18 protein-coding genes and 1 pseudogene are annotated in these 19,886 nt (G+C 58.1%); 9 read left to right on the top strand and 10 right to left on the bottom strand.

The features are described 5' to 3' along the window. Positions 1-77: 77 nt before the first annotated feature. From JAO32_RS13265 to JAO32_RS13250, 4 genes and pseudogenes are all read right to left on the bottom strand, one after another. Positions 78-1,616: pseudogene (locus tag JAO32_RS13265) on the bottom strand (carboxypeptidase regulatory-like domain-containing protein); the annotation flags it as partial. A gap of 260 nt (positions 1,617-1,876) precedes the next feature. Beyond that, positions 1,877-3,127 (bottom strand): spinster family MFS transporter, encoded by a 1,251-nt coding sequence (locus JAO32_RS13260; protein WP_334241139.1) that lies wholly within the window; start codon positions 3,125-3,127, stop codon positions 1,877-1,879. 450 nt (positions 3,128-3,577) lie between these two features. After that, a complete protein-coding gene (locus JAO32_RS13255) occupies positions 3,578-3,925 on the bottom strand; it encodes a hypothetical protein (RefSeq protein ID WP_334241137.1) in 348 nt (115 codons plus the stop codon). A gap of 49 nt (positions 3,926-3,974) precedes the next feature. After that, a complete protein-coding gene (locus JAO32_RS13250; protein ID WP_334241136.1) occupies positions 3,975-4,268 on the bottom strand; it encodes a DUF503 domain-containing protein in 294 nt (97 codons plus the stop codon). A 298-nt stretch (positions 4,269-4,566) separates the two neighbouring features. On the opposite strand from JAO32_RS13250, the gene pstS reads away from it, so the two are divergent. The 5 genes from pstS to pstB are packed head-to-tail and all read left to right on the top strand — an operon-like array spanning position 4,567 to position 8,770. Continuing rightward, a complete protein-coding gene (gene pstS, locus JAO32_RS13245) occupies positions 4,567-5,670 on the top strand; it encodes a phosphate ABC transporter substrate-binding protein PstS (protein WP_334241133.1) in 1,104 nt (367 codons plus the stop codon). A gap of 10 nt (positions 5,671-5,680) precedes the next feature. Next, the gene (pstC, locus tag JAO32_RS13240) at positions 5,681-6,670 is read left to right on the top strand and encodes a phosphate ABC transporter permease subunit PstC (protein ID WP_334241131.1); all 990 of its coding nucleotides are present in this window, start codon (positions 5,681-5,683) and stop codon (positions 6,668-6,670) included. Continuing rightward, positions 6,670-7,113: a hypothetical protein gene (locus JAO32_RS13235; protein WP_334241130.1), complete on the top strand. Its 444-nt coding sequence runs from the start codon at positions 6,670-6,672 to the stop codon at positions 7,111-7,113. The genes pstC and JAO32_RS13235 overlap by 1 nt, the downstream gene beginning before the upstream one ends. Continuing rightward, the gene (pstA, locus tag JAO32_RS13230) at positions 7,113-7,970 is read left to right on the top strand and encodes a phosphate ABC transporter permease PstA (protein WP_334241129.1); all 858 of its coding nucleotides are present in this window, start codon (positions 7,113-7,115) and stop codon (positions 7,968-7,970) included. Before JAO32_RS13235 ends, pstA begins: the two co-directional genes overlap by 1 nt. Continuing rightward, positions 7,967-8,770 carry a phosphate ABC transporter ATP-binding protein PstB gene (pstB, locus tag JAO32_RS13225; protein ID WP_334241127.1) on the top strand — a complete coding sequence of 268 codons (804 nt, stop codon included), beginning with the start codon at positions 7,967-7,969 and terminating at the stop codon, positions 8,768-8,770. Before pstA ends, pstB begins: the two co-directional genes overlap by 4 nt. Here the strand turns inward: pstB and JAO32_RS13220 are convergent, their stop codons facing one another. Further along, the gene (locus JAO32_RS13220) at positions 8,771-9,691 is read right to left on the bottom strand and encodes an alpha/beta fold hydrolase (protein WP_334241126.1); all 921 of its coding nucleotides are present in this window, start codon (positions 9,689-9,691) and stop codon (positions 8,771-8,773) included. A 173-nt stretch (positions 9,692-9,864) separates the two neighbouring features. Here JAO32_RS13220 and JAO32_RS13215 point away from each other — a divergent pair, with 173 nt between their 5' ends. Together JAO32_RS13215 and JAO32_RS13210 are read left to right on the top strand one after the other, a co-directional pair. Further along, positions 9,865-10,836 carry a c-type cytochrome gene (locus tag JAO32_RS13215; protein WP_334241125.1) on the top strand — a complete coding sequence of 324 codons (972 nt, stop codon included), beginning with the start codon at positions 9,865-9,867 and terminating at the stop codon, positions 10,834-10,836. A 90-nt stretch (positions 10,837-10,926) separates the two neighbouring features. Continuing rightward, positions 10,927-12,786, top strand: a complete 1,860-nt coding sequence (locus tag JAO32_RS13210) for a M20/M25/M40 family metallo-hydrolase (protein ID WP_334241123.1) — start codon at positions 10,927-10,929, stop codon at positions 12,784-12,786. A 64-nt stretch (positions 12,787-12,850) separates the two neighbouring features. On the opposite strand, the gene JAO32_RS13205 is transcribed toward JAO32_RS13210, so the two are convergent. Then, positions 12,851-13,267 (bottom strand): secondary thiamine-phosphate synthase enzyme YjbQ, encoded by a 417-nt coding sequence (locus tag JAO32_RS13205; protein WP_334241122.1) that lies wholly within the window; start codon positions 13,265-13,267, stop codon positions 12,851-12,853. Between the two features lie 172 nt (positions 13,268-13,439). Between JAO32_RS13205 and JAO32_RS13200 the strand changes: the two genes are divergently transcribed. Continuing rightward, positions 13,440-14,912: a sulfatase family protein gene (locus JAO32_RS13200; RefSeq protein ID WP_334241120.1), complete on the top strand. Its 1,473-nt coding sequence runs from the start codon at positions 13,440-13,442 to the stop codon at positions 14,910-14,912. A gap of 200 nt (positions 14,913-15,112) precedes the next feature. On the opposite strand, the gene JAO32_RS13195 is transcribed toward JAO32_RS13200, so the two are convergent. The 4 genes from JAO32_RS13195 to JAO32_RS13180 form a co-directional block, all read right to left on the bottom strand. Further along, a complete protein-coding gene (locus JAO32_RS13195) occupies positions 15,113-16,078 on the bottom strand; it encodes a sugar phosphate isomerase/epimerase family protein (RefSeq protein ID WP_334241119.1) in 966 nt (321 codons plus the stop codon). Between the two features lie 84 nt (positions 16,079-16,162). Continuing rightward, positions 16,163-16,939 (bottom strand): carboxypeptidase regulatory-like domain-containing protein, encoded by a 777-nt coding sequence (locus JAO32_RS13190; RefSeq protein WP_334241117.1) that lies wholly within the window; start codon positions 16,937-16,939, stop codon positions 16,163-16,165. A gap of 38 nt (positions 16,940-16,977) precedes the next feature. Next, positions 16,978-18,051 carry a cytochrome-c peroxidase gene (locus JAO32_RS13185; protein WP_334241115.1) on the bottom strand — a complete coding sequence of 358 codons (1,074 nt, stop codon included), beginning with the start codon at positions 18,049-18,051 and terminating at the stop codon, positions 16,978-16,980. A 4-nt stretch (positions 18,052-18,055) separates the two neighbouring features. Beyond that, a complete protein-coding gene (locus tag JAO32_RS13180) occupies positions 18,056-18,469 on the bottom strand; it encodes a cupin domain-containing protein (protein WP_334241114.1) in 414 nt (137 codons plus the stop codon). A 75-nt stretch (positions 18,470-18,544) separates the two neighbouring features. Here JAO32_RS13180 and JAO32_RS13175 point away from each other — a divergent pair, with 75 nt between their 5' ends. After that, on the top strand, positions 18,545-19,816 hold the full coding sequence (locus tag JAO32_RS13175; RefSeq protein ID WP_334241112.1) for an SLC13 family permease: 1,272 nt from the start codon (positions 18,545-18,547) through the stop codon (positions 19,814-19,816). Positions 19,817-19,886: the final 70 nt, after the last annotated feature.

The following is a 19,886-nucleotide window of genomic DNA, read 5'->3' as shown; positions in this document are numbered from 1 at the left end:
ATGCAGTGTCCATTTGGATTCTTTGTCGGGCGCCACGAAATGCCAAGGCGCGGGTTGAAGTTGTTATGCACCATGGGCTTGTTCTGCGTGTAGTAGCGCAGACCCCATGCGACATGGAGACGCGGTGTGACCTTCCAATCGTCCTGGAAGAACAGGGCGAGGCGGTACTGCGTCAGGTTGATGGTGGGATTGCCCGCAATGTTGGAGTACTGCGTGGGCGAACCACCTGCCCAGCCGTTGAGCGCGCGCACGTACTGTTCAACGCCGGTGATGGTCTGCGTTTGGCCGGTGGGGAGGTGGTTGCCGTCAAGTACGGGTGCGGTGCCGCCACCGAAGAGCCATGTGCCGTTGAAGTTGTTGGTGTAGCGGAAGCGCTCGCGCAGGAACTCGGACTGGATGCCGAACTTGAGGAGATGCTTGTCGAGGTTGATGATGGCGTCGTCGTCGAATTCGACGTCCACTTCGTGGTCGCGCAGGGCACCGATGCTATTGCCGCCACCGGTGAACGCGCCAGCGACGGAAAGCTGAGGCGCGAGGGAGTTGGGGGTCTGGTCCTTGCCGTCGAATTCAAAGCCGAGGCGGGCTTCATGCATGATCTTGGGCGAGACGACGGTCACGTTGGTGATGTGAAGTTCGTGATCGTAAGAATTTCTCGTGTAGGCGTTTTCCGGGAGCGTGGTGCCGCCTGCGCCTACGTTCTGCTGGTTGTTTTGCCAAGCGTTGAAGCTGACGATGAAGGTATTCTTTTCGCTGAGCTGCCAGTCGACTTTCGCCATGCCGATCCAGCGGCTTTGTGTGGTGGGCACGTTGGCGAGGACGGGTGTCTGGTTGCCGGAGGCGTCGACGTTGATGGCGTTGATGGCGGCGAAGTTGTTAACGGTGCGGTGTTCGAGATTGAGGATGAAGTCCGATCCCTTTTTGCGGATGGGGCCGGTGAGTTCAAAGCCGTAGCGCTGTTTGCCGAGCGCGGCGCGGCTGACGGAGAAGGGATCGCGCGCGTTCATCCATGCGCTGGAATTGGTGGCGAAGAGAGCGCCGTGATACGCCGGTTGGCCGGGCTTGGTGTAGATCTGCACCTGTCCGCCGCCGAAGGGCGGGTTGCGGTATTCCGCGGAGAAGAGGTCGGGGTTGACCTTGATGTAGGCGATGGAGGATTTCGGCGGAATTGTGGAGTTGTTGTCGCCGCTGACAAAGCCGTCGACAGAGATGGTGGTGTTGCCGGGGGCGCCGCCTGCGGCTGCGGCCATCTGCTGGAGCTGGCGCAGGAGGTCGTCGGGGTCATCCGCGAGCGTTTGCAGGCGCTTGCCGGAGATGGTCGTGGAAGGACCGGTGGCGGTGGCGGAATTGACGGCGGCTGGATTCTCGTCGTCGGTATCGGCGACGTCGACTGTGGTCTGGACTTCTTCGGGGTGCAGGGTGACGGAGAGTTCGCTGGCGCGGGGCAGCGTGACGGGCATCGTCAAAGGTGCGAAGCCGCTGAAGGTAACTTGCAGGGTGTGGCGGCCTGCAGGCACGCAGGCGATGTGGAAGCGGCCTGCGGCGTCGCCGACGACGGGGGGAGTGTCGTCAAGCTGTACGGATGCGCCGGGAATGATTGCAGCGGTGGAGTCATGCACCAGGCCGGTGAGCGGCGTGCATTTGGACTGCGCGCCTGCAGCAGAGAAGGCAAGCGCAGGTGTAACCGCCGTAATCAGGGCGAACAGATTCAATTTCACAGTAATTCTCTCGAAAATCGTTGGTCTTACAGGGGTAGAGACCGGCTCACGCGTCCGGCTTCAAAAAGTAATGAAGCGTTATACGGAAGCTGAGCGGTATTGGTTCCTGTAGATCAGTACGAAAATCGAGCGGTGGGAAAAGTAGAAATTTTCGTTGCGGATTAAGAATGTTGCGCGCCGGCGGTTGCGGTGGAGGTGTCGCGGGGGGCGAAGCGGGCACCACCCCATTGCAGGAGGGACGATGCGACCAGCGCAATGACGGAGACACCGAGGCCGATGTGCAGGTTGCTGTGGTCGCTGACAAAACCGATGATGCGTGGCGATGGAACGTCGCCGAAGAGGTGGATGAGGAAGAGTTGACCGGCGAGGGCGGTGGCGCGGACGCGTGCGCTGACCGAGTTCACGATGGCCGCGTTGACCGGACCACTGCCGAGGAAGAGCGCGAGTTCTGCAACGGCCAATGATGGCAGCATGAAGGACCTCGGGCCGAAGAAGCAGAGAAGAGCGAAGGGAATGCAGAGGGCCGGGCCGATGGCGCAGACCCAGTAAAGGGCGCGGTGGTCCGTCCTGAGCCAGCGCTGTGCCCACCATCCGCCGATGGCGGTGCCGAGAATGCCAGTTACGGCTGTGATGGCTCCCACGGAAAAGCCTGCCGATGTGGCAGACATGCCCGCTTCACGTTGAAGGAAGCTGGGGATCCATGCGCTGATGCCGCCGATGGTGAAGGTGGTCATGGCGTAGCCCATCGTAGCGGTGAGGTATGCGGGGTTCTTCAGCAGATCAAGGACTGCGGCGGACTTTTTCTGTTCGCTGCCGGTGTCGGATTCGCCGCGTTCCGGTTCACGCAGAAAGAACAGGATGACAATCGCGATAAGTACGCCGGGGATGGCGGAGATGTAAAACGCGGAGCGCCAGCCGTGGTTCTGTCCGACCCATCCACCGAAGCTGTAGCCAAGCGCCGCGCCTACGGGGATAGCGATGTTGAAGATGGTGAGGGCGCGGTTGCGCTGCGAGGGTGGGTAGTAGTCGCTCAGGAGCGCGGGGCCGTAGATGCCGAAGCTGGCTTCGCCGATGCCGAGTGCGGCGTGGCGGAATAAAAGTCCGTCGAAGTTATGCACCATTGCGGTGAAAAGATTGGTGCCGCTCCAGAGCAGTGCGCCGATAACGATGAGGGGCTTGCGGGGGAAGTGGTCACCGAGCCAGCCGGTGAGCGGTGCCGCGATGATGTAGGTGAGGAAGAAGTACATCGTCAGAGCGCCGATGCGCTCGTCGGAGACGTGGAACTCCGCCTTGATCATCTCCTGCACGCCGGGCAGGATGTAGCGGTCAATGTAGTTGACGAGGTTGAGTGAGGTGAGCAGCACCAACGCTACGGTGGCGGCTTTTGCGTTGGCTTTGGTCTCAGCGGTCATCGCGAGGAGGATAGCAGGTTTTGGGATGTATTCCCTTCAGCGGCTAAAGCCGCGCCTTGTCAGCAAGATGGAAGGGCAGGGCTGAAGCCCTGCCCTTCCGAAAGAAGACGCACTTCGTGCGCATGAGCTTCGCTTTGATTTGTAGCTGGAAGGGATAGGTGGCGTTGGTCTGAGGGAGTCCGTTGAGATTCTTCGCATCGCTCAGAATGACGGTCTTTGGCCGTTTGATCCACTAAAGTGCGATGCCCAGGTGAGCTTTGCGCGCCTGGGCACCCGGTTTCGGCTGTTGATGTGTTTGGTTGCGCGATGCGTTGTAGAAGGCTGAGAAAAGGTGCAGGTCCTTCGACTTCACTTCGTTTCGCTCAGGATGACGACTTTCAGTCGTGTGAGCTTCGCTGGTGGATGCGTATCAGTTCACTTCCGCGTTTCGTGCGTATGAGCTTTGCTGGCTTACGCCGTTTTCAAGCGCTTGCCGAGGACTTCAGCGATGCCGATGGATGCGATGCTGATGATGACGTGCGTGATCTGGATGTAAGGCAGATCTGGACGGCCGATGTGCGTGAGCTGCAGGATGCCGATGACGGGTAGCAGGATGGCCATGAGGATGGTTCCAGCGGCGAGGCCCGCTGCGCGACCAAGGCCCATGAGGCCGATCACAATCATCAGCAGCGCGATGGCAAAGCCAATGTACATGTGCACGCTGATGGGCCATGCAACCACGTGGAAGTAAAACAAGACGCCAGTGAGGATGTTCACAAGCCACAGCAGGCGGATGGTCATGAGTGTGCCTTTAAGCATGTGAGTATCGTATCGCGCCGGGGCGTGGCTCTGTGGCTAAATGTCGTTGTCAGTCGAGGATATCGATTTGCGCGTCGAGGACGCTTGCGCCTAAGCCCGTGGCGAGACGGTTGACGGCATCTTCTACTTCGTGGAGTTGGCCCTGGAGGTAGTCGCGGCTGCTATGGATGGCGGCGATGCCGAGGGTGGCGCGGTTCCACATGGGTGTTTCGTCGAGTTCGGCTACGGAGATGTTGAAGCCGTGGCGGAGCTTGTCCTTAATCGAACGCACGACTTGGCGGCGGTCCTTGAGGGATTGCGCGTGCTCGATGGCGAGGTCGATGGTGAGGGTTGCGATGGGCATGTTTTGGCTTCCCGGAAGCATTCTAGTGCGGGATGGAAATGCGGGTCCTTTTAGCTCCGCTTCGCTTCGTTCAGGATGAAGGTCTTTGACTGTTGGAGCTTCGCTTTCGCGAAGCTGGTTTTCGGGTCGTGGCTGGAGGGGTTTGAGGGCGTTGGCTGCGGAGGATTCGTTGGGATTCTTCGCTTCGCTCAGAATGACGGCCTCGGCACTCTGGCGTTATGACAGTACTGGCGCTGTTGCGTTCATGGTGTGTTCATGACGATGGGCTAGTGTTGGGGCAGGCGCTCCGTGTGAGACGATGTTGGCAGGCGGCGCGGGCGTGGGTTCGGCTGCTGGATTTCCGTTTTTCTCAGGGGTGGTTTTGCTTCGTCGGGTCGCAGGGATGTGCGCTCTGCTGTTGTGGATTGGTTGCGGCTTAGTGGCCGCGGCACAGCAGATGACGCTGACCGGAGCGGGCTCGACCTTTGCCTATCCTCTTTATTCCAAGTGGGCTGCCGAATATCTGAAGACGCATCCGCGGATTCAGGTGAATTACCAGAGCATCGGGTCGGGCGGCGGTATTCGGCAGGTGAGCATTGGCACTGTGGATTTTGGCGGCACCGACGGGCCGATGACCGATTCGCAGCTTGCAGAGGCGCGCAGCAAGCTGGGTGGCGCGAATATCCTGCACTTTCCCACGGCGTTGGGCGCGGCTGTGCCGGTCTATAACCTGCCGGGTGTTTCGGCGGAGCTGAACTTTACGCCGGCGGCGTTGGCGGGGATTTTTCTGGGCACGATTCAGAAGTGGAACGATCCGGAGATTGCGCGGGCGAATCCGGGCGTGAAGCTGCCGAATGAGTTCATCCTGGTGATTCATCGCGCAGATGGCAGCGGCACTTCATTCCTGTGGGTGGATTACCTGGCGAAGGTGAATCCGGCGTTTGCAGCGAAGGTGCGGGTGTCCACGTCGCCACACTGGCCGGTGGGGCTGGGCGGCAAGGGTAACGAGGGTGTTGCCGGGTTGGTGCGGCAGATGCCGAACTCCATCGGTTATGTGGAGTTGGTGTATGCGCTGAATAGCCACATGCTGTACGGCAGGATTCAGAATCGCGAGGGGCAGTTTGTGAAGGCGGATCTGCATTCGGTGTCGGCGGCGGCGACGGCGATGTCGAAATATATGCCAGCCGATTTTCGCGCGGACATTACGAACCCTCCCGGCGTGGCCAGCTATCCTGTGTGCAGTTTCACGTGGATGCTGGTGCCGACGAAGATGGCGGATCGCGCGAAGGGCGCGGCGCTGAAAGAGTTTTTGACGTGGGGTCTGACGGAAGGGCAGCAGTATGGCGCTGCACTTTCGTATGCGCCGTTGTCGAAGGATATTGTGGATCGCGAGTTGCAGGCGCTGAAGCAGCTGCAGTACTGAAGAGATGGGAATGACGACCACGGAGACATCGTCGGAGATGGTTGCGCAGAAGACGGCGGGAGCGACGAAGCTGTCGTTCATGGAACGGCTGCGCAAGGGCGATGAAGCGGCGTACCTGATTACGCTGTGCGCGGCGTTGACGGTGGTGCTGATCACAGGATTGCTGGCGGAGCACCTGTGGGTGAACTCGTCTCTGTCGCGTCATCAGTCGGGTTGGCATTTTCTTTGGAGCAGCGATTGGGATCCGGGTAGCGAGATCTTTGGTGCGCTGCCGTTTATCTACGGGACGCTTGTAACCAGCGTGCTGTCGCTGGCGATTGCGATTCCGATTGGATTGGGTGCGGCTATCTTCCTGGCGGAGATGGCGCCGCGGAGAGTGAGCGATGTGCTCACGTTCCTTGTGGAATTGTTGGCGGCTGTGCCGAGCGTGATCTTTGGCCTGCTAGGCATCTTTGTGCTGGTGCCGATCCTGAGCAACTACGTGGTGCCACCGCTGCGCGCATTATTTGGTTGGTTACCTATCTTTCAGGGCGCATTCTATGGCGTGAGTTACTTCTCCGCCTCAGTGGTGCTGGCCATCATGATTGTCCCGTTCATCGTGTCGATCTCGCGCGAGGTGCTGTTGAGCGTGCCTGCTTCGCAGCGTGAGGCGATGATGGCGCTGGGTGCGACGAAGTGGGATGTGACCTGGCGCGCAGTGGTGCCGTATGCCAGCCGCGGCATTATGGGCAGCGTATTTCTGGCCCTGGCGCGTGCGCTGGGCGAGACGATGGCAGTGACCATGGTGATTGGCAATGTGCCGGATGTGCACCTGTCGCTGCTGGCGCCGGGTTACACGATTGCGTCGGTGATTGCGAATGAGTTCACCGAGGCGACGGGCGACCTGTACATTCATGCATTGATTGAGCTTGGTTTGGTGCTTTTTGTGACGACCATGCTAATTAATGCAGCCGCACGGCTACTGATGTTGCGTTTTAAGGTGCAGGAGGTGAATGCGTGATGAAACTCATGCTTTCTGCTGTTTCACCGTTGCTACTGGTTACGCTGTTGGGTTGTGACAACACATTTGATGCGGCGTCGGCGAATCCATCTGCCGAGACGGTTCGGCAGTATGTGGAGAGTGGCTGGATGCCGCATGGCGTGCCGCAGAATCTGCGCGCTGTGAAGGTGAGCGGCGATACGGATACGGAACGTTTTGTGGGCACGTTTACTAGCGATGCAACGGATGCATTCCTGGCGAAGTGCAAGTTGGATAAAGATGGATTTGTTATTGAAACCGGATTGCCGAAATGGTTTCCGGAAGAAGTGCGTACGACGAATTCCTCCGACACGCTTCGCAATGAAGGTTACGAGACCTATAGCTGTGAAGATGACTTCGCTGTGATTCGCAAGGGCACCGATAAGACGGTGTGGTTCTGGTCGGACAGGGAGGATGACGACTGATGGCGTCGCCTGCGTATCCTCCGAAACGACGCCGCGTCGTGAATGCGGTGATGCTCACGCTGACCGGGCTTTGCACGCTGCTGGTGGTGAGCGTACTGTTTTTCATCCTGGGCTATCTTGCATGGCATGGCGGCCGTTCGCTGAATTGGAATTTCTTCACGAAGCTGCCTGCTCCTGTGGGGCAGGAGGGTGGCGGCATGGCGAATGCACTGGTGGGTTCGCTGAAGATGCTGCTGATTGCGAGCGCGATCGGGATTCCGCTTGGCATGTTGGCTGGCATCTATCTTGCGGAGTTTGGACGCGGGTGGTTGTCGGGCCTGGTCCGCTACATGACGGATCTGCTGAATGGTGTGCCGTCGATTGTGATGGGCATCTTTGTGTACACACTTGTGGTGTTGCCGATGCGTCACTTTTCCACGCTGGCGGGCGGCATTGCGCTGGGGATCATGATGATTCCGATTGCGCTGCGTTCGACGGAAGAGTTTCTGCGTGGCGTGCCGAACAGCATGCGTGAGAGTGGGCTTGCGCTGGGTGCGAGCAAGGCGCAGACGGTGTTTACCGTGATTGTGCCTGCGGCGATTACGGGTATTGTTACCGGCATCATGCTGAACCTGGCGCGTGTGGCAGGTGAGACGGCGCCACTGTTGTTCACGGCATTTGGCAATCAGTTCTGGAGCAAGGGCGTGAATGAGCCGACTGCTTCGTTGCCGGTGATGATTTTCAACTATGCGATTTCACCGTATGAGGATTGGCACAGGCAGGCGTGGGCCGCTGGCTTTGTGTTGTTGATGGCGGTGTTGGCGATCAACATTGTGGCGCGTGTGGTTTTGCAGCGTGGTCGGCGGGTGAGTCGATGAGTTCGCTGGCGAGTGTGTTTGCGCCGCAGGGTGCGGTGACAGAAGACTTTGTGCATCCACAGTTCACTGCGCGCGATGTGAACTTTTATTACGGCGGCTTTCATGCGCTGCACGATATTTCAATTGTGCTGCCTGCACGAAAAGTCACTGCGCTGATTGGGCCTTCTGGCTGCGGTAAGTCGACGTTCCTGCGGATTTTGAATCGCATGTATGAGACGGTGCCGCATACGCGCATCTCTGGCGATGTGTTGCTGGGCGAACAGAACCTGTTTGATTTTGATTCGATTGTGCTACGACGCAAGGTGGGCATGGTGTTTCAGAAGCCCATGCCGTTCTTCAAGTCGATCTATGACAACGTGGCGTATGGGCTGCGCGTGAACCACATTGTGAGTCGTGGCGATATTGATGCACGCGTGGAAAAGAGCCTGCAGCGTGCGGCGCTATGGAATGAGGTGAAGGATCGTTTGCACTCGTCTGCACTTGGGTTGAGCGGAGGTCAGCAGCAGCGACTTTGCATTGCGCGTGCGCTGGCGATTGATCCGGAAGTGTTGCTGATGGATGAGCCGTGCTCGGCGCTGGATCCAATTGCGACTGCGAAGATCGAAGAGTTGATGGTGGAGTTGAAGGAACAGTGCACCATCATTACCGTGACGCACAACATGTTGCAGGCGGCGCGTGTGGCGGATTACACGGGCTTCTTCATGGCCGGGCGGTTGATGGAATTTGATGCTTCGCGCGTGATCTTCCAGCGGCCCGCACGGCGCGAGACGGAAGAGTATGTGACCGGGCGCTTTGGCTGATTATTTCGCTGTTGCTGGTTGCTGCAGAAACGCGCGGATGAGTGCGATGGTTTCTGTAGGCTTTTCTTCCATGAGCCAGTGGCCTGACCCTGTGATGACTTCACTCTGCACGTTCACAGCGGTCGATTTCATGATGACCCCTTCGAGTGCTCCCATGGACTTCTCGCCGCCTACTGCGAGCACTGGCATAGTGAGTTTCGTCTTCGCAAATTCCTGATTGTCTTTTGCATCCTGCGAAAAGGCTGCAAACTGGGCGAAGCCTGCGCGCATGCCACCGGGGCGTGTGTAGCTGGCGGTGAAGAAGTTTCGCGTGGCGTCATCGGGCTTGGCTGGATCTGCGGTGAAGTCGTTCCAGATGCGGTCAAAGTAGATGCGTTCGCGACCTTGCACGAGCCGCTCCGCGTCGGGACCGTGGAAATTGAAGTGCCACACGCCGGGCATCTGCAGAATGTCAGTCCACGGGCCTAAGCCCGGTATGGGAGCGTCCATGATGACCAGCCGCTCGACTTTATCGGGATAGGTGGCGGCATAAGCGTAAGCGACCATGATGCCGATGTCGTGCGATATGACGACGGTCTTGTCATAGCCCAAAGATGTGACTACGGCACGGATGTCGATGGCTTGAGTCTTCTTGTCGTAGCCACTGGTGGGTATGGATGATTTGCCGATGCCGCGGAGATCGGGAACTACGACGGTGTGATCCTTCATGAGGTCGTAAGCGAGTGGCGCCCAGGAGTCGCTGTTTTCCGCATAGCCATGCAATAAGACGACTACAGGACCGTGTCCGCCGGAGCGTACGTAGATATCTGCGCCAGCGGGGCTATGAATGGTTTTGGCGACGAAGCTGGATGGGAGTGCCGGTTGGGCGGCGCAGGTGCCGGTGAGTGCGATACATGCTGCAAGAAGAAATGATCGAATCATGAATTCCTCCGAAGGCAAAAATAGCACTGCCGTCCCTGTGGGCCGATGATAAGTGTAGCCATCCAAATGAGAAAGAGATATTTCTTATTCCATTTCTCGCGGAGGAATTTGTTTGTAGCTCGCGGCGTTATGCGGCGTGCACGATTGTGCTGCTGTCGTGCAAGAATGCTGCGGTGAAATCCCTTGCATGGTTTGCTGTTGCCAGTGTGGTGGCGGGTTCGTTGCTGCCTTTGTCTTATCGTTTGTATGCGCAGAAAAACGCGGGTGAGTCGTTGCCTGTGTGGGCGTGGCCATTGTTGCCACCCGGCACACCTTCTGCTCCTGCAGAGCGGCCTACCGGTGAAGTGAAGCATGTACCGGGAAGCTCTGCTGCGTATACGGACAAAGAGATTCCGAGTCTTTTTCTTGTGCCGGACTGGTTTCCTAATGAGCATCCAAAGATGCCGCCGGTGGTGGCGGTGGGGCGCGCTCCGGGTGTGAATGCTTGCGGGCATTGCCATCTGCCGACGGGCATGGGGCGGCCTGAAAACATGAGTGTCGCTGGGCTATCGAAGGGTTACATGATGGAGCAGATGGCGGATTTTCGCGATGGTTTGCGGAAGTCGTCTGAACCGCGCTTTGGTTCCACGGAACATATGATTCAGACTGTGCAGCATGCGACGCCGGAGGAGATTGAAGCTGGTGTGGACTACTTTGCTTCGCTGAAGCCGGTGAAATGGATTCGTGTGGTGGAGACGAATCGTGTACCAGTGACGAAGGTGGGCGCGCTGATGATGGTGGTTGCTGATCCAACAAAGACAGAGCCGATTGGCGATCGTGTGTTGGAAGTTCCGGAGGATCTTGAGCAGACGGAGTTGCGGAATCCGCACTCGGGGTTTGTGGCGTATGTGCCGGTGGGATCGTTGAAGAAAGGCAAAGCGCTGACGCAGACCTGCGTTGCTTGTCATGGGAAGGATTTGCGTGGCGTGGGCGATGTGCCGTCGATTGCGGGAAGATCGCCGAGCCAGATGACGCGGCAGTTGATTGACTTTCAGACAGGTGCGCGCAACGGAAAGAATGCCGCGATGATGAAGCCCGTAGTGCAGAGCATGACGTTGCCGCAGATGGTGGCGATTACGGGATATCTGGCATCGTTGCAGCCTTGAAATTTTCTTGATGGGCGGGGGATATGCGGTTAGGATGAAAACTTCCAAACATCGCATTTCGGTTGGGCTTCGGCTCACAAGGAGTTACGCATGACCAGATTTCTGGTTCGTATGCTCGCCGCCAGTTGCCTGGTAGCTGTACCGGCAATGGCGCAGGCACCCGCTGTCTCTGACGTAAACACGCAGTTGCGTGCGCAGGAGACGAAGGATTCGCAGTTGATGTGGTGGCTGCATGAGGTCACTGATGTGTATGGACCTCGGCTTACGGGTTCGCCGGGATTGAAGGCTGCGCAGGACTTCGCGGTGAAGCAGATGAAGGCCTGGGGTTTCCAGAATGTTCATCTGGAGCCGTGGAACTTCAACCATCCGGGTTGGCAGAACTATGAGACGGTGGCGAATGTGGTTGCGCCGTTCCAGCAGCCGCTGAATGTGCGCGCGATCTCGTGGACGCCGGGAACGAAGGGCATGGTTGAGGGGAAGGTGCTGGTGGTGGAACCGCCGCTGCCTCCTCCGGTTGCTCTTGGTCGTGGCGGTGGTGCATTTGGTCGTGGCGGCGGGCCGACGCCTGAGCAATTAAAGGCGATGGAGCAGGCTGGAACTTCGCCTGCGCCGATGCCTGAAACGAAGCCTGCGGAGAACAAGCCTGTGACGCAGGCAGAGCTGGATGCGTATCTTGCTTCGATCAAGGACAAGGTCAAGGGATCGGTCATCTTCTACGGTCCGCATGTTGAAGTGCCGGAGAACTTTGCGCCGGCAACGCTGCGTCGTCCTGATGAGACATGGGAGCAGCAAGGTGGCCGCCGTGGTGGATTCCCCACGCCACCGACTCCCCCAAAGCAGGAAGGCTTGACGCTTGCCGAGGTAACAGGGCAGGTGAATAAGTTCCTGATTGCGAATGGCGCGCTGGCTGAGGTGAAGGATTCGGGCCGTGCGTATGGCATTGTGTTGCAGCAGTCGACCGCTGGTTACAACGAGAATCCCGATAGCCCGAACCTGCCGACGCTGGTGATGGGCAATGAAGATTATGGCCGCATCTATCGCACGACGAAGATCGACCACATTCCCGTGACGATCCGGTTGAACATCAAGAACGAGTTTTATCCTGCAGGGAAGACGGTCTACAACGTGGTTGGCGAGTTGCCGGGTACGGACAAGAGCGATGAAGTGGTGATGGCGGGCGGTCACTTTGATTCGTGGAATCCGGCGACGGGAGCTACGGATAATGCCGCGGGCAGCACCGTTGCTGTGGAAGCGTTGCGATTGATTAAGGTTCTTAACCTTCCGCATCGCCGTACGATTCGTGTGGCTCTGTGGAGCGGGGAAGAGCAGGGCCTGTATGGCTCCATTGCATACGTAGCGCAGCACTTTGGCAGCGCTGAGAATCCGAAGCCGGAGTGGTACAAGCTGGATGCCTATCTGAACCTGGACGATGGTACGGGCAAGCCGCGTGGCGCAAGCGTGTTTGGTCCGACCGAGGCGGCGGCGATGGTGCAGAGCGCGATGGATAACTTCAAGGATTGGGGTTTCTATCACGCGAATCCGACGGTTGGCCGACAGACGGGCGGCACCGACAGCACTTCGTTCAACAATGCAGGTCTGCCGGGCGTTGGTTACAGTCAGGATCCGTTTGACTACAACACGTATACGCATCACACCAGCTTCGATACCTATGAGCGCATCTATGAACCGGATATGCGCGAGGCCGCGGTGGAAGAGGCGTTGACTCTGTATGCGTTGGCGAATGCAGACCAGATGGTGCCGCGCTGCTCGGCGGCTACGATGCCTGCGCCACCGGTGCCGAATGCGCGTGTGATTGCTGCCAGGAAGAGCACACTGCCGCGCACGCCGGTGGAGGAGTTCATGCTGCCTGAGGGAGCGAAGGCTCCGGAACGGCCTAATCCATGCACCGCTGTGCAGCCGAAAGAAGCTGCGCCGGTTTCGTGGAAGTAGTTTTCTTTCCTAACTAAATAGAGAAGCCAGCCTGATGTTCGGCTGGCTTCTCTGTTTGCTAAGACTACTCTCCAATGAGGTGGAGCACGATCTGTCTGCGATGCGGATGGGTACGGTGCTCGAAGAGATAGATGCCTTGCCAGGTTCCCAGAACGAGGTTGCCGTTCACCATGGGGATGGAGAGTTGCACCTGCGTTAAGGCGGTCTTCAGGTGCGCGGGCATGTCGTCCGGGCCTTCGTCGGTATGTTCGTAGGGACCATTTTCAGGAGCGATGCGGCTGAAGTAGGACTTGAGGTCGCGGCGGACGCTGGGGTCGGCGTTTTCCTGGATGAGGAGCGATGCCGAGGTGTGGCGGCAGAAGACGGTGAGCAGGCCGGTCTGCATCTGCTGATTTCGCAGCCATGTTTCTACGTTCGATGTGAATTCGTAGAGGCCCTGGCCTCGGGTTGTGATTTCGAGTTTGTGTACGGATTGCTTCAATCGACTGCCCCTGATTTCAAGGATATCTCTGTTGCGGAATGCGCTGGGAGTGGCGGAAAGTAGCTGTCAACACTGCTTCCTGTATTTCTCATGCGACGGACTGCGATGGCTGCTGGATAATTTCAGCAACCAAAGAGTGGTTCGGCAATGAGTCGCCAAAGGAGTGCCCGTTTTGGACCGTCGTGAATTTCTTATCAAGTCATCGCAGGCAGCAGTAGCCTCGTCGCTTGCTGGTATGCGAAGTGAAGCGCAGGGCAAGCAGTCCGCGAAGAAGAGCAACATCCTGTGGCTGGTGGCGGACCAGATGCGTGGGCAGGCGCTTGGGATCAATGGCGATCCGAATGCGCATACGCCGAACATTGATCGATTAAGCCGTAGCGGTATTAACTTTCAGCAGGCTCGTTCGGGGTTTCCATTGTGCTGCCCGTTTCGCGGAACGATGTTGACGAGTCGCTATCCGCATCACATGGTGCCTGGGCATGAATATCCTTTGCCTGCGGGGCAGAAGACAGTTGCGAATCTGTTTCATGATGCGGGATATCACACGGGGTATTTCGGCAAGTGGCATCTGGGCGGCTTTCATGAATCGGAAGGCCGCGCCACCATGTATGTTGTTCCGCCGGAGCGGCGTGGTGGTTTCAAAACGTGGATTGGGTATGAGAACAACAACAGTCCGTGGGATACGTGGGTGCATGGCGGCGAGGGCAAGGATGCGTTTCAGTATCGGCTGCCGGGGTATGAGTCTGACTCGTTGACTGACCTGCTGATCAAGTACATTCACGAGCGCGCTGCGGAGCAGAAGGCAGGGAAGGGGCAGCCGTTCTTTGGTGTGCTGTCTGTGGAGCCTTCACATAACCCTTATATTGCGCCGCCACAGTTCATGTCTCACTACAACGCAGAGCAGATCAAGCTGCGACCGAATGTGCCTGCGGATGAGACGCTGCCGGGTAAAGGGCCGCGTGTGCTTGGTGGGCGCGAAACGATTGGTGAGAAATCGCGTCAGGACCTGGCAGGGTATTATGCGCAGATTGAGAACTGGGATTGGAACATCGGTCGGATTATTGAGACGCTTACTTCGCTGAATCTGCTGGACGATACGCACATCATGATCTTTGCCGATCATGGGGATACGCATGGATCGCATGGGCAGTTTCTGAAGACGAATCCTTATGAGGAGTCGGTTCGCATTCCGATGATCGTCAGCGGTAGCGAAGCTTTTTACGATGGCCATGAAACGGGCCGACCCAATGTGCTGTTCAGTGCGATTGATATTGCTCCGACCGCGCTTGGTCTGTGCAATGTTGCTATTCCGGATTGGATGGAGGGTAATGATCTTTCGGGGCATCGTTTGCAGTCGCGTCCGCGGCCTAAGAATCCGGATTCGGTGTATCTGCAGAACGTGATTCCTACGGGGCATGCGGATAGCGTGAACACGCCGTATCGCGGGATTGTGACGACGGATGGATGGAAGTATGTATGTCTGCCGCGGCAGTCTTGGATGATGTTCAATCTGATTGACGATCCGTACGAACAGGTGAATGTGGCGTTCAACGATGGTTTTAAGGCAGATCGGAAGCGGCTGCTGGCGCGGCTGAAGCAGTGGGTTACGGATACGGGCGATACGTTCGAGTTGCCGGAGAGTTAGTTCGTTTTCCTAATTACTTGCTGCGGAAATCTTTTAGTGTCCTGGTGAGTTGTAGAGGGCACAGAAGAATGCAGGTCCTTCGACTTTGCTGCGCTTCGCTCAGGATGACGATTCTTCGAATCGTATGAGCTTCGCTTGTGGGGCAAAGCACAAGAAGGACGGCCTAGGCCGTCCTTCTTGATGGTTATTGAGGCGTAAAGTTACTTAAGCGAGTTTAGGTACTTGTAGTCGACTTCGGCGGCCTGCATGGCGGGCATGCGGCTGTAGGGGCCTTCCTGCTCGACGAAGATGTGCTCGATACCCTTGCCTTTTACGCTGGCGAAGATTTCCTTGTAGTTCACGACACCTGTGCCGATCTCTGCGCCTTTGGGGGCGTTGGGGCCGGTTGCGGCGCCGGGTTCAATCGTGAGGAAGTCCTTGATGTGCAGCATGCGGATGCGGCCCGGATAGCGGTTGATGTACTCCGAGGGCTTATGGCCTGCGACGGTGATCCATCCGCAATCGATTTCGAAGTAGACCTTGTCCTTGTCGGTGTGCGAGATCAGATAGTCGTAGCCAGGCTTACCGTTGTCGTCAGCGAACTCCATGGTGTGGTTGTGTGCGGCGAAGCGCAGACCGCTGGCCTTGGCAGCGTCGCCGACCTTGTTCATGGCTTCGGCGAGTGCCTTGAATTCGTCCGGCGTCATGGGATTGAGCATGCCACGCATGGTCTTGGCCATGGCGGCGCGCCGCTCGTCCTGCGACATGCTGCTCATGTCGGGCATGGAAGCGGATGCAAGAAGCTGCTTGGGCACGGACGACGTGGCGTAAGTGCAGCCGAGCGTATGCGCGTCGTCAAACGCCTTGTTCAGGTTGTTCATATCGAACTGCAGATGCGCGCTGGGACACTTGATGCCGTTGTCGTCGAAGATTTTGCGGAGGGCGGCGGCAGTCTTTGCAGAGCCGAAGCCTGCGGTTTCCACTTCCTTGTAGCCGATAGCTGCAAGCTGCTTGATGGTGGCTTCGGCGTCTTTGCCAAGGTCAGCGTTCACCACGTAAAGCTGGATGCCGATGGGCAGGCCGAGTGGTGTTGCCGAAGCAAAGCGGGGCATGGCGGCGGCCATGGCGGTGACGGCGGCAAGGCTGCCCGCGCGTCCAAGGAAGACTCTGCGTGTGATGTTGCTCATGGCTTTTGTACTCCAGCGTTATTGATAATGCGTTGACCCCGCCAACTTTAGACGGTTGGCGGGGTTTGGGGCAAGAGCAAGGCGTTACTTTGCGTGGAAAGTGAGGTTTGCTTCCGCCTTGCCGCTGGGTGCGATGGTGACCGTGGTTTCTACGGGGTCCATGTTTTCATGCCATGCGGTGACGGTGTAGGTGCCCGGTGGCAAGTTCGGCAGTTTGAAGGTGCCGTCGTCGCCGGTGACTGCGAAGTAGGGGTGATCAACCACGCCGATGAAGGCGTGCATCCAGTCGTGGATGTTGCACTTTACCGGGATCATGACTTCCGCCTTGGTGAATTTACGGTGCATGGGCGGGTCGCCGGGTCCCTGGGAGTGGTTCCACTCGCGGTTGTCATGCGGCATGGGATGGATGTTGTGCGTAACCGGGTCGGAATTGATGATGTCGAGCGTCTGGCCGGTTTGCAGGCCAAGCACGCGGGGTTTGAACCAGCAGCCAGACTGGTCGATTTTGACGGAGTCGGTGGGCGTGGCGAAGGCCTTGCCTTCGAGGCCCTTGGAGATGTAGACGAAAGCGTTAGCCAGATCACCCTGCTTGTCCACAAGCAGCGATTCGTCATATACCTTGCCGCCCTTGTGGGCGTTGGCGCAGGCGGGATCACTGCTCATGTCGATGAGTTTCGGCTTCGGCTTTGCGCCTTCGTACTTGATGGTGCCGGTGACGGTGCCCGCGGTGGCGGTATCGACTTTGAAATAGGTGGGTTCGGGCGGCTTGGTGGCGGCAGAGGTGTCGGCGGTGCTTTGCGATTGCTTACAGCCGGTGATGGCGAGCAGGAGAAATGCGGCGGTACAGAGCTTGCGGTTCATGTGCGTTTGTTCCCTCGGTGGTTCAGACGCTTTTGGCTTTACTTGCTGTTGGATGGTGGGCCTAGGTTGGGGGTTACGTCGCCCGTGAGGGCGTTGAGAAATTCGAGAAGGTCGGCGCGGTCCTGGCCGCTCATGTGAATCTTCTTCATTTCGGGATCAAGATACGGGTTGCTGTTGCCCTGGCCTGCGTAGAAGTCGATGACCTCTTTCAGCGTCTTCAGGCGGCCGTTGTGCATATAGGGTGCGGTCTTTGCCACGTTGCGTAGTGTGGGTGTTTTGAACGCGCCTTTGTCGGTGGCGACTTTGGTTTCGTGGAAGCGACCGACGTCGCTGAAGTCGCCTTCGTCGTTCACGCCTTCGCCGATGTTGTGGAACTTGCCATCGGTGAAGAGTGCACCCTGTGGCGAGATGGTGTGGCATGAGGCGCAGTTACCGCCATTGGGATTGAGGAAAACGCCGTAGCCGCGGAGTTGCGCAGGTGTAAGCGCGTTCTTGTTGCCGCCGAACTGGTATTGGTCGAAGGGCGAGTTGCCGGTGAGAGCGGTGCGTTCAAAGCTGGCGAGCGCCGCTTCCACACGCGCAATATTCACGTCGTCCGTGCCGAAGGCTTTTTCGAAGAGTGCGCGGTACTCGGGATCGTCGCCTAGTTTGCTGACATCGGCGGCGTGAGGCTGGCTCATCTCGACCGGGTTTGCGATGGGGAAGGCGGCTTGCTCCTCCAGAGTGATGGCGCGGCCATCCCAGAATTGAAACGGCAGATATGCAGCGTTGAGGATGGTGGGCGCGTTGCGTGTGCCGAGTGCGCCGCGTACGCCGGTGCTGACGTTCTTGCCATCGGTGAAGTACGACTGCGGATCATGGCAACTGGCGCAGGAGAGTGTGTTGTCCACGCTGATGCGCTTGTCATAAAAGAGGCGGCGGCCGAGGGCGATGGTGTCGACGGTGGGCGGGTTGTCCTTTGGAATGGGAACAGGCGGCAGGCCGAGCAGCGGCTGGATGTGAACCTCTGCGCCGATGGGGCGCGCACTGACCTCCTTCTTCTTGCAACCGGCAGATAGAAGCAGCAGGGCGAGGCAGAGGAAGACGCGATTGTGCGGTTGTTGCTTCATCATTCTGTTAGACGCTCTGTGCCTCAACACCCTTTGCGAGCCATTTGGAGAAGAAAAAGGTCATGGGAGTGCTGCCGGTGTTGGTGATGCCGTGGAGCGTGTTGGCAGCGCAGTACATGATTGCTCCAGGGCCGACTTGTGTTGTGACGCCATCAACTTCGATGATGCCGGTGCCTGTGGCGACGATCATGGTCTCTTCTTCGGGATGACGGTGCGGCGGATGTGGTGTGGCTCCGGGATCAAGCACGCACATGCCGGTGCAGAGCGTGCTGAGGTGGCCGGTGGGGCCGTTGTAATGCACGTAGGCTGCGGTGCCGGGCGCTGCTCCAACGGCGGGAAGGCTTTCGTAGGCGATGACACCGTCGGCCAGAAGCGGCGCGTCGGTTATGGTGTCAATGTGTGTGATGGCGGCTTCGCTCATGATTTGCTCCGGGTGGCCAGTATAGCTGTGCGATTTCGCAACCGTGCAGAGACGAAAGACGTCAGAGTGTGACAGATGCCGGTTGAGTTATCCCATGTGCTGCTGATTGTGATTGTTGCCGCGAGCATTTTGCTGATGCTGGTGCGGCCTAAGAACCTGCCGGAAGTATGGTGGGTGGGACCCGGTGCTTTGCTGCTGGTGGTGCTGCGGCTGGTGCCCCTGAAGACTGCGGGAAAAGCCGTGGCCGAAGGCAGCGATGTGTATCTGTTCCTGATCGGCATGATGTTGCTGAGCGAACTGGCCAAAGAGAATGGCGTATTTGATTGGCTTTCGACGCATGCTGTGCTGGGGGCGCATGGAAAACGGTCTCGGCTGTTTGCGCTGATGTATGCGGTAGGAACGGTTGTGACCATCTGCATGAGCAACGATGCGACTGCTGTGGTGCTGACGCCCGCAGTGTTGGCTGCGGTAAAGAAGGCGAAGGTGCCGCCGCTGCCTTATCTGTTTGCATGCGCCATGATTGCGAATGCGGCGTCGTTTGTGTTGCCGATTTCGAATCCTGCAAACCTGGTGGTGTTTGGTGCGCATATGCCGCCGCTGGGTCGGTGGCTGGCTTCGTTTGGGGTGCCTTCGGTGTTGTCGATTGCGGCGACTTATTTGGTGTTGCGCTGGTACTTCCGGGAGGAGTTGCGTGACAGCATCGAGTGCGAGCCGGAAGCGACGTCATTGGAGAGCAACGCGAAGGTGGTGTTGGCTGGATTGTTGCTGGTGATCGTCGTGTTGTTGGTGGCTTCGGGGTTGGGGTGGCAGCTTGGTCTGCCCACGTGTGTTGCGTCATGTGTGGTTGTGGGCATTGTCTCGTTGATTGCGAAAAAGAGTCCGCTGCTGATGCTGAAGGAGATCAGTTGGTCGACGCTGTTGCTGGTGGCCGCGCTGTTTGTGATGGTGCGTGCGGTGGAGGCAATTGGCGCGCTGGATTATGCCGTGGCGGCGATGCGATGGGCTACGCATCTGCCTGTAGTCGCTGGTGCTTTCGTGGTGAGCTTTGTGGTGGGTGTTGGAAATAACGTCGTCAATAATCTGCCGCTGGGCTTGATTGCCGGAGCCACTGTGCAGAAGGCGCAGGTGCAGGGTGTGCTATCGCACGCGGTGCTGATTGGTGTGGATTTGGGGCCGAATCTTTCCGTGACGGGATCGCTGGCGACGATTCTCTGGTTGCTGGCGATTCGTAAGGAAGGGATGCACGTCAGCGCGTGGGATTTTCTGAAGGCTGGTGCGATCGCCATGCCAGTGGCGATGGTGGCTGCGGTGTGCGGGTTGTTGCTGATGCGCTACCTTGGAGGTTGAGAGCTGCTTTGCATGATGCATTCTCTTGGCCTCCCGATGGCGTTGCAGAGGGCTGAGAGCAATGCAGGTC

Source organism: Terriglobus sp. ADX1 (genome assembly GCF_036877645.1).
Classification (GTDB): domain Bacteria; phylum Acidobacteriota; class Terriglobia; order Terriglobales; family Acidobacteriaceae; genus Terriglobus.
This window is presented reverse-complemented; position numbering and strand designations above follow the sequence as displayed.

Coding starts and splice junctions, on each gene's coding strand:
- pstS (WP_334241133.1), top strand. CDS start 4,567: ATGTTGGCAGGCGGCGCGGGCGTGGGTTCGGCTGCTGGATTTCCGTTT.
- JAO32_RS13175 (WP_334241112.1), top strand. CDS start 18,545: ATGCCGGTTGAGTTATCCCATGTGCTGCTGATTGTGATTGTTGCCGCG.
- JAO32_RS13255 (WP_334241137.1), bottom strand. CDS start 3,925: ATGCTTAAAGGCACACTCATGACCATCCGCCTGCTGTGGCTTGTGAAC.
- JAO32_RS13235 (WP_334241130.1), top strand. CDS start 6,670: ATGAAACTCATGCTTTCTGCTGTTTCACCGTTGCTACTGGTTACGCTG.
- pstC (WP_334241131.1), top strand. CDS start 5,681: ATGACGACCACGGAGACATCGTCGGAGATGGTTGCGCAGAAGACGGCG.
- JAO32_RS13210 (WP_334241123.1), top strand. CDS start 10,927: ATGACCAGATTTCTGGTTCGTATGCTCGCCGCCAGTTGCCTGGTAGCT.
- JAO32_RS13250 (WP_334241136.1), bottom strand. CDS start 4,268: ATGCCCATCGCAACCCTCACCATCGACCTCGCCATCGAGCACGCGCAA.
- JAO32_RS13190 (WP_334241117.1), bottom strand. CDS start 16,939: ATGAACCGCAAGCTCTGTACCGCCGCATTTCTCCTGCTCGCCATCACC.
- JAO32_RS13180 (WP_334241114.1), bottom strand. CDS start 18,469: ATGAGCGAAGCCGCCATCACACACATTGACACCATAACCGACGCGCCG.
- JAO32_RS13260 (WP_334241139.1), bottom strand. CDS start 3,127: ATGACCGCTGAGACCAAAGCCAACGCAAAAGCCGCCACCGTAGCGTTG.
- JAO32_RS13195 (WP_334241119.1), bottom strand. CDS start 16,078: ATGAGCAACATCACACGCAGAGTCTTCCTTGGACGCGCGGGCAGCCTT.
- pstA (WP_334241129.1), top strand. CDS start 7,113: ATGGCGTCGCCTGCGTATCCTCCGAAACGACGCCGCGTCGTGAATGCG.
- JAO32_RS13185 (WP_334241115.1), bottom strand. CDS start 18,051: ATGATGAAGCAACAACCGCACAATCGCGTCTTCCTCTGCCTCGCCCTG.
- JAO32_RS13220 (WP_334241126.1), bottom strand. CDS start 9,691: ATGATTCGATCATTTCTTCTTGCAGCATGTATCGCACTCACCGGCACC.
- pstB (WP_334241127.1), top strand. CDS start 7,967: ATGAGTTCGCTGGCGAGTGTGTTTGCGCCGCAGGGTGCGGTGACAGAA.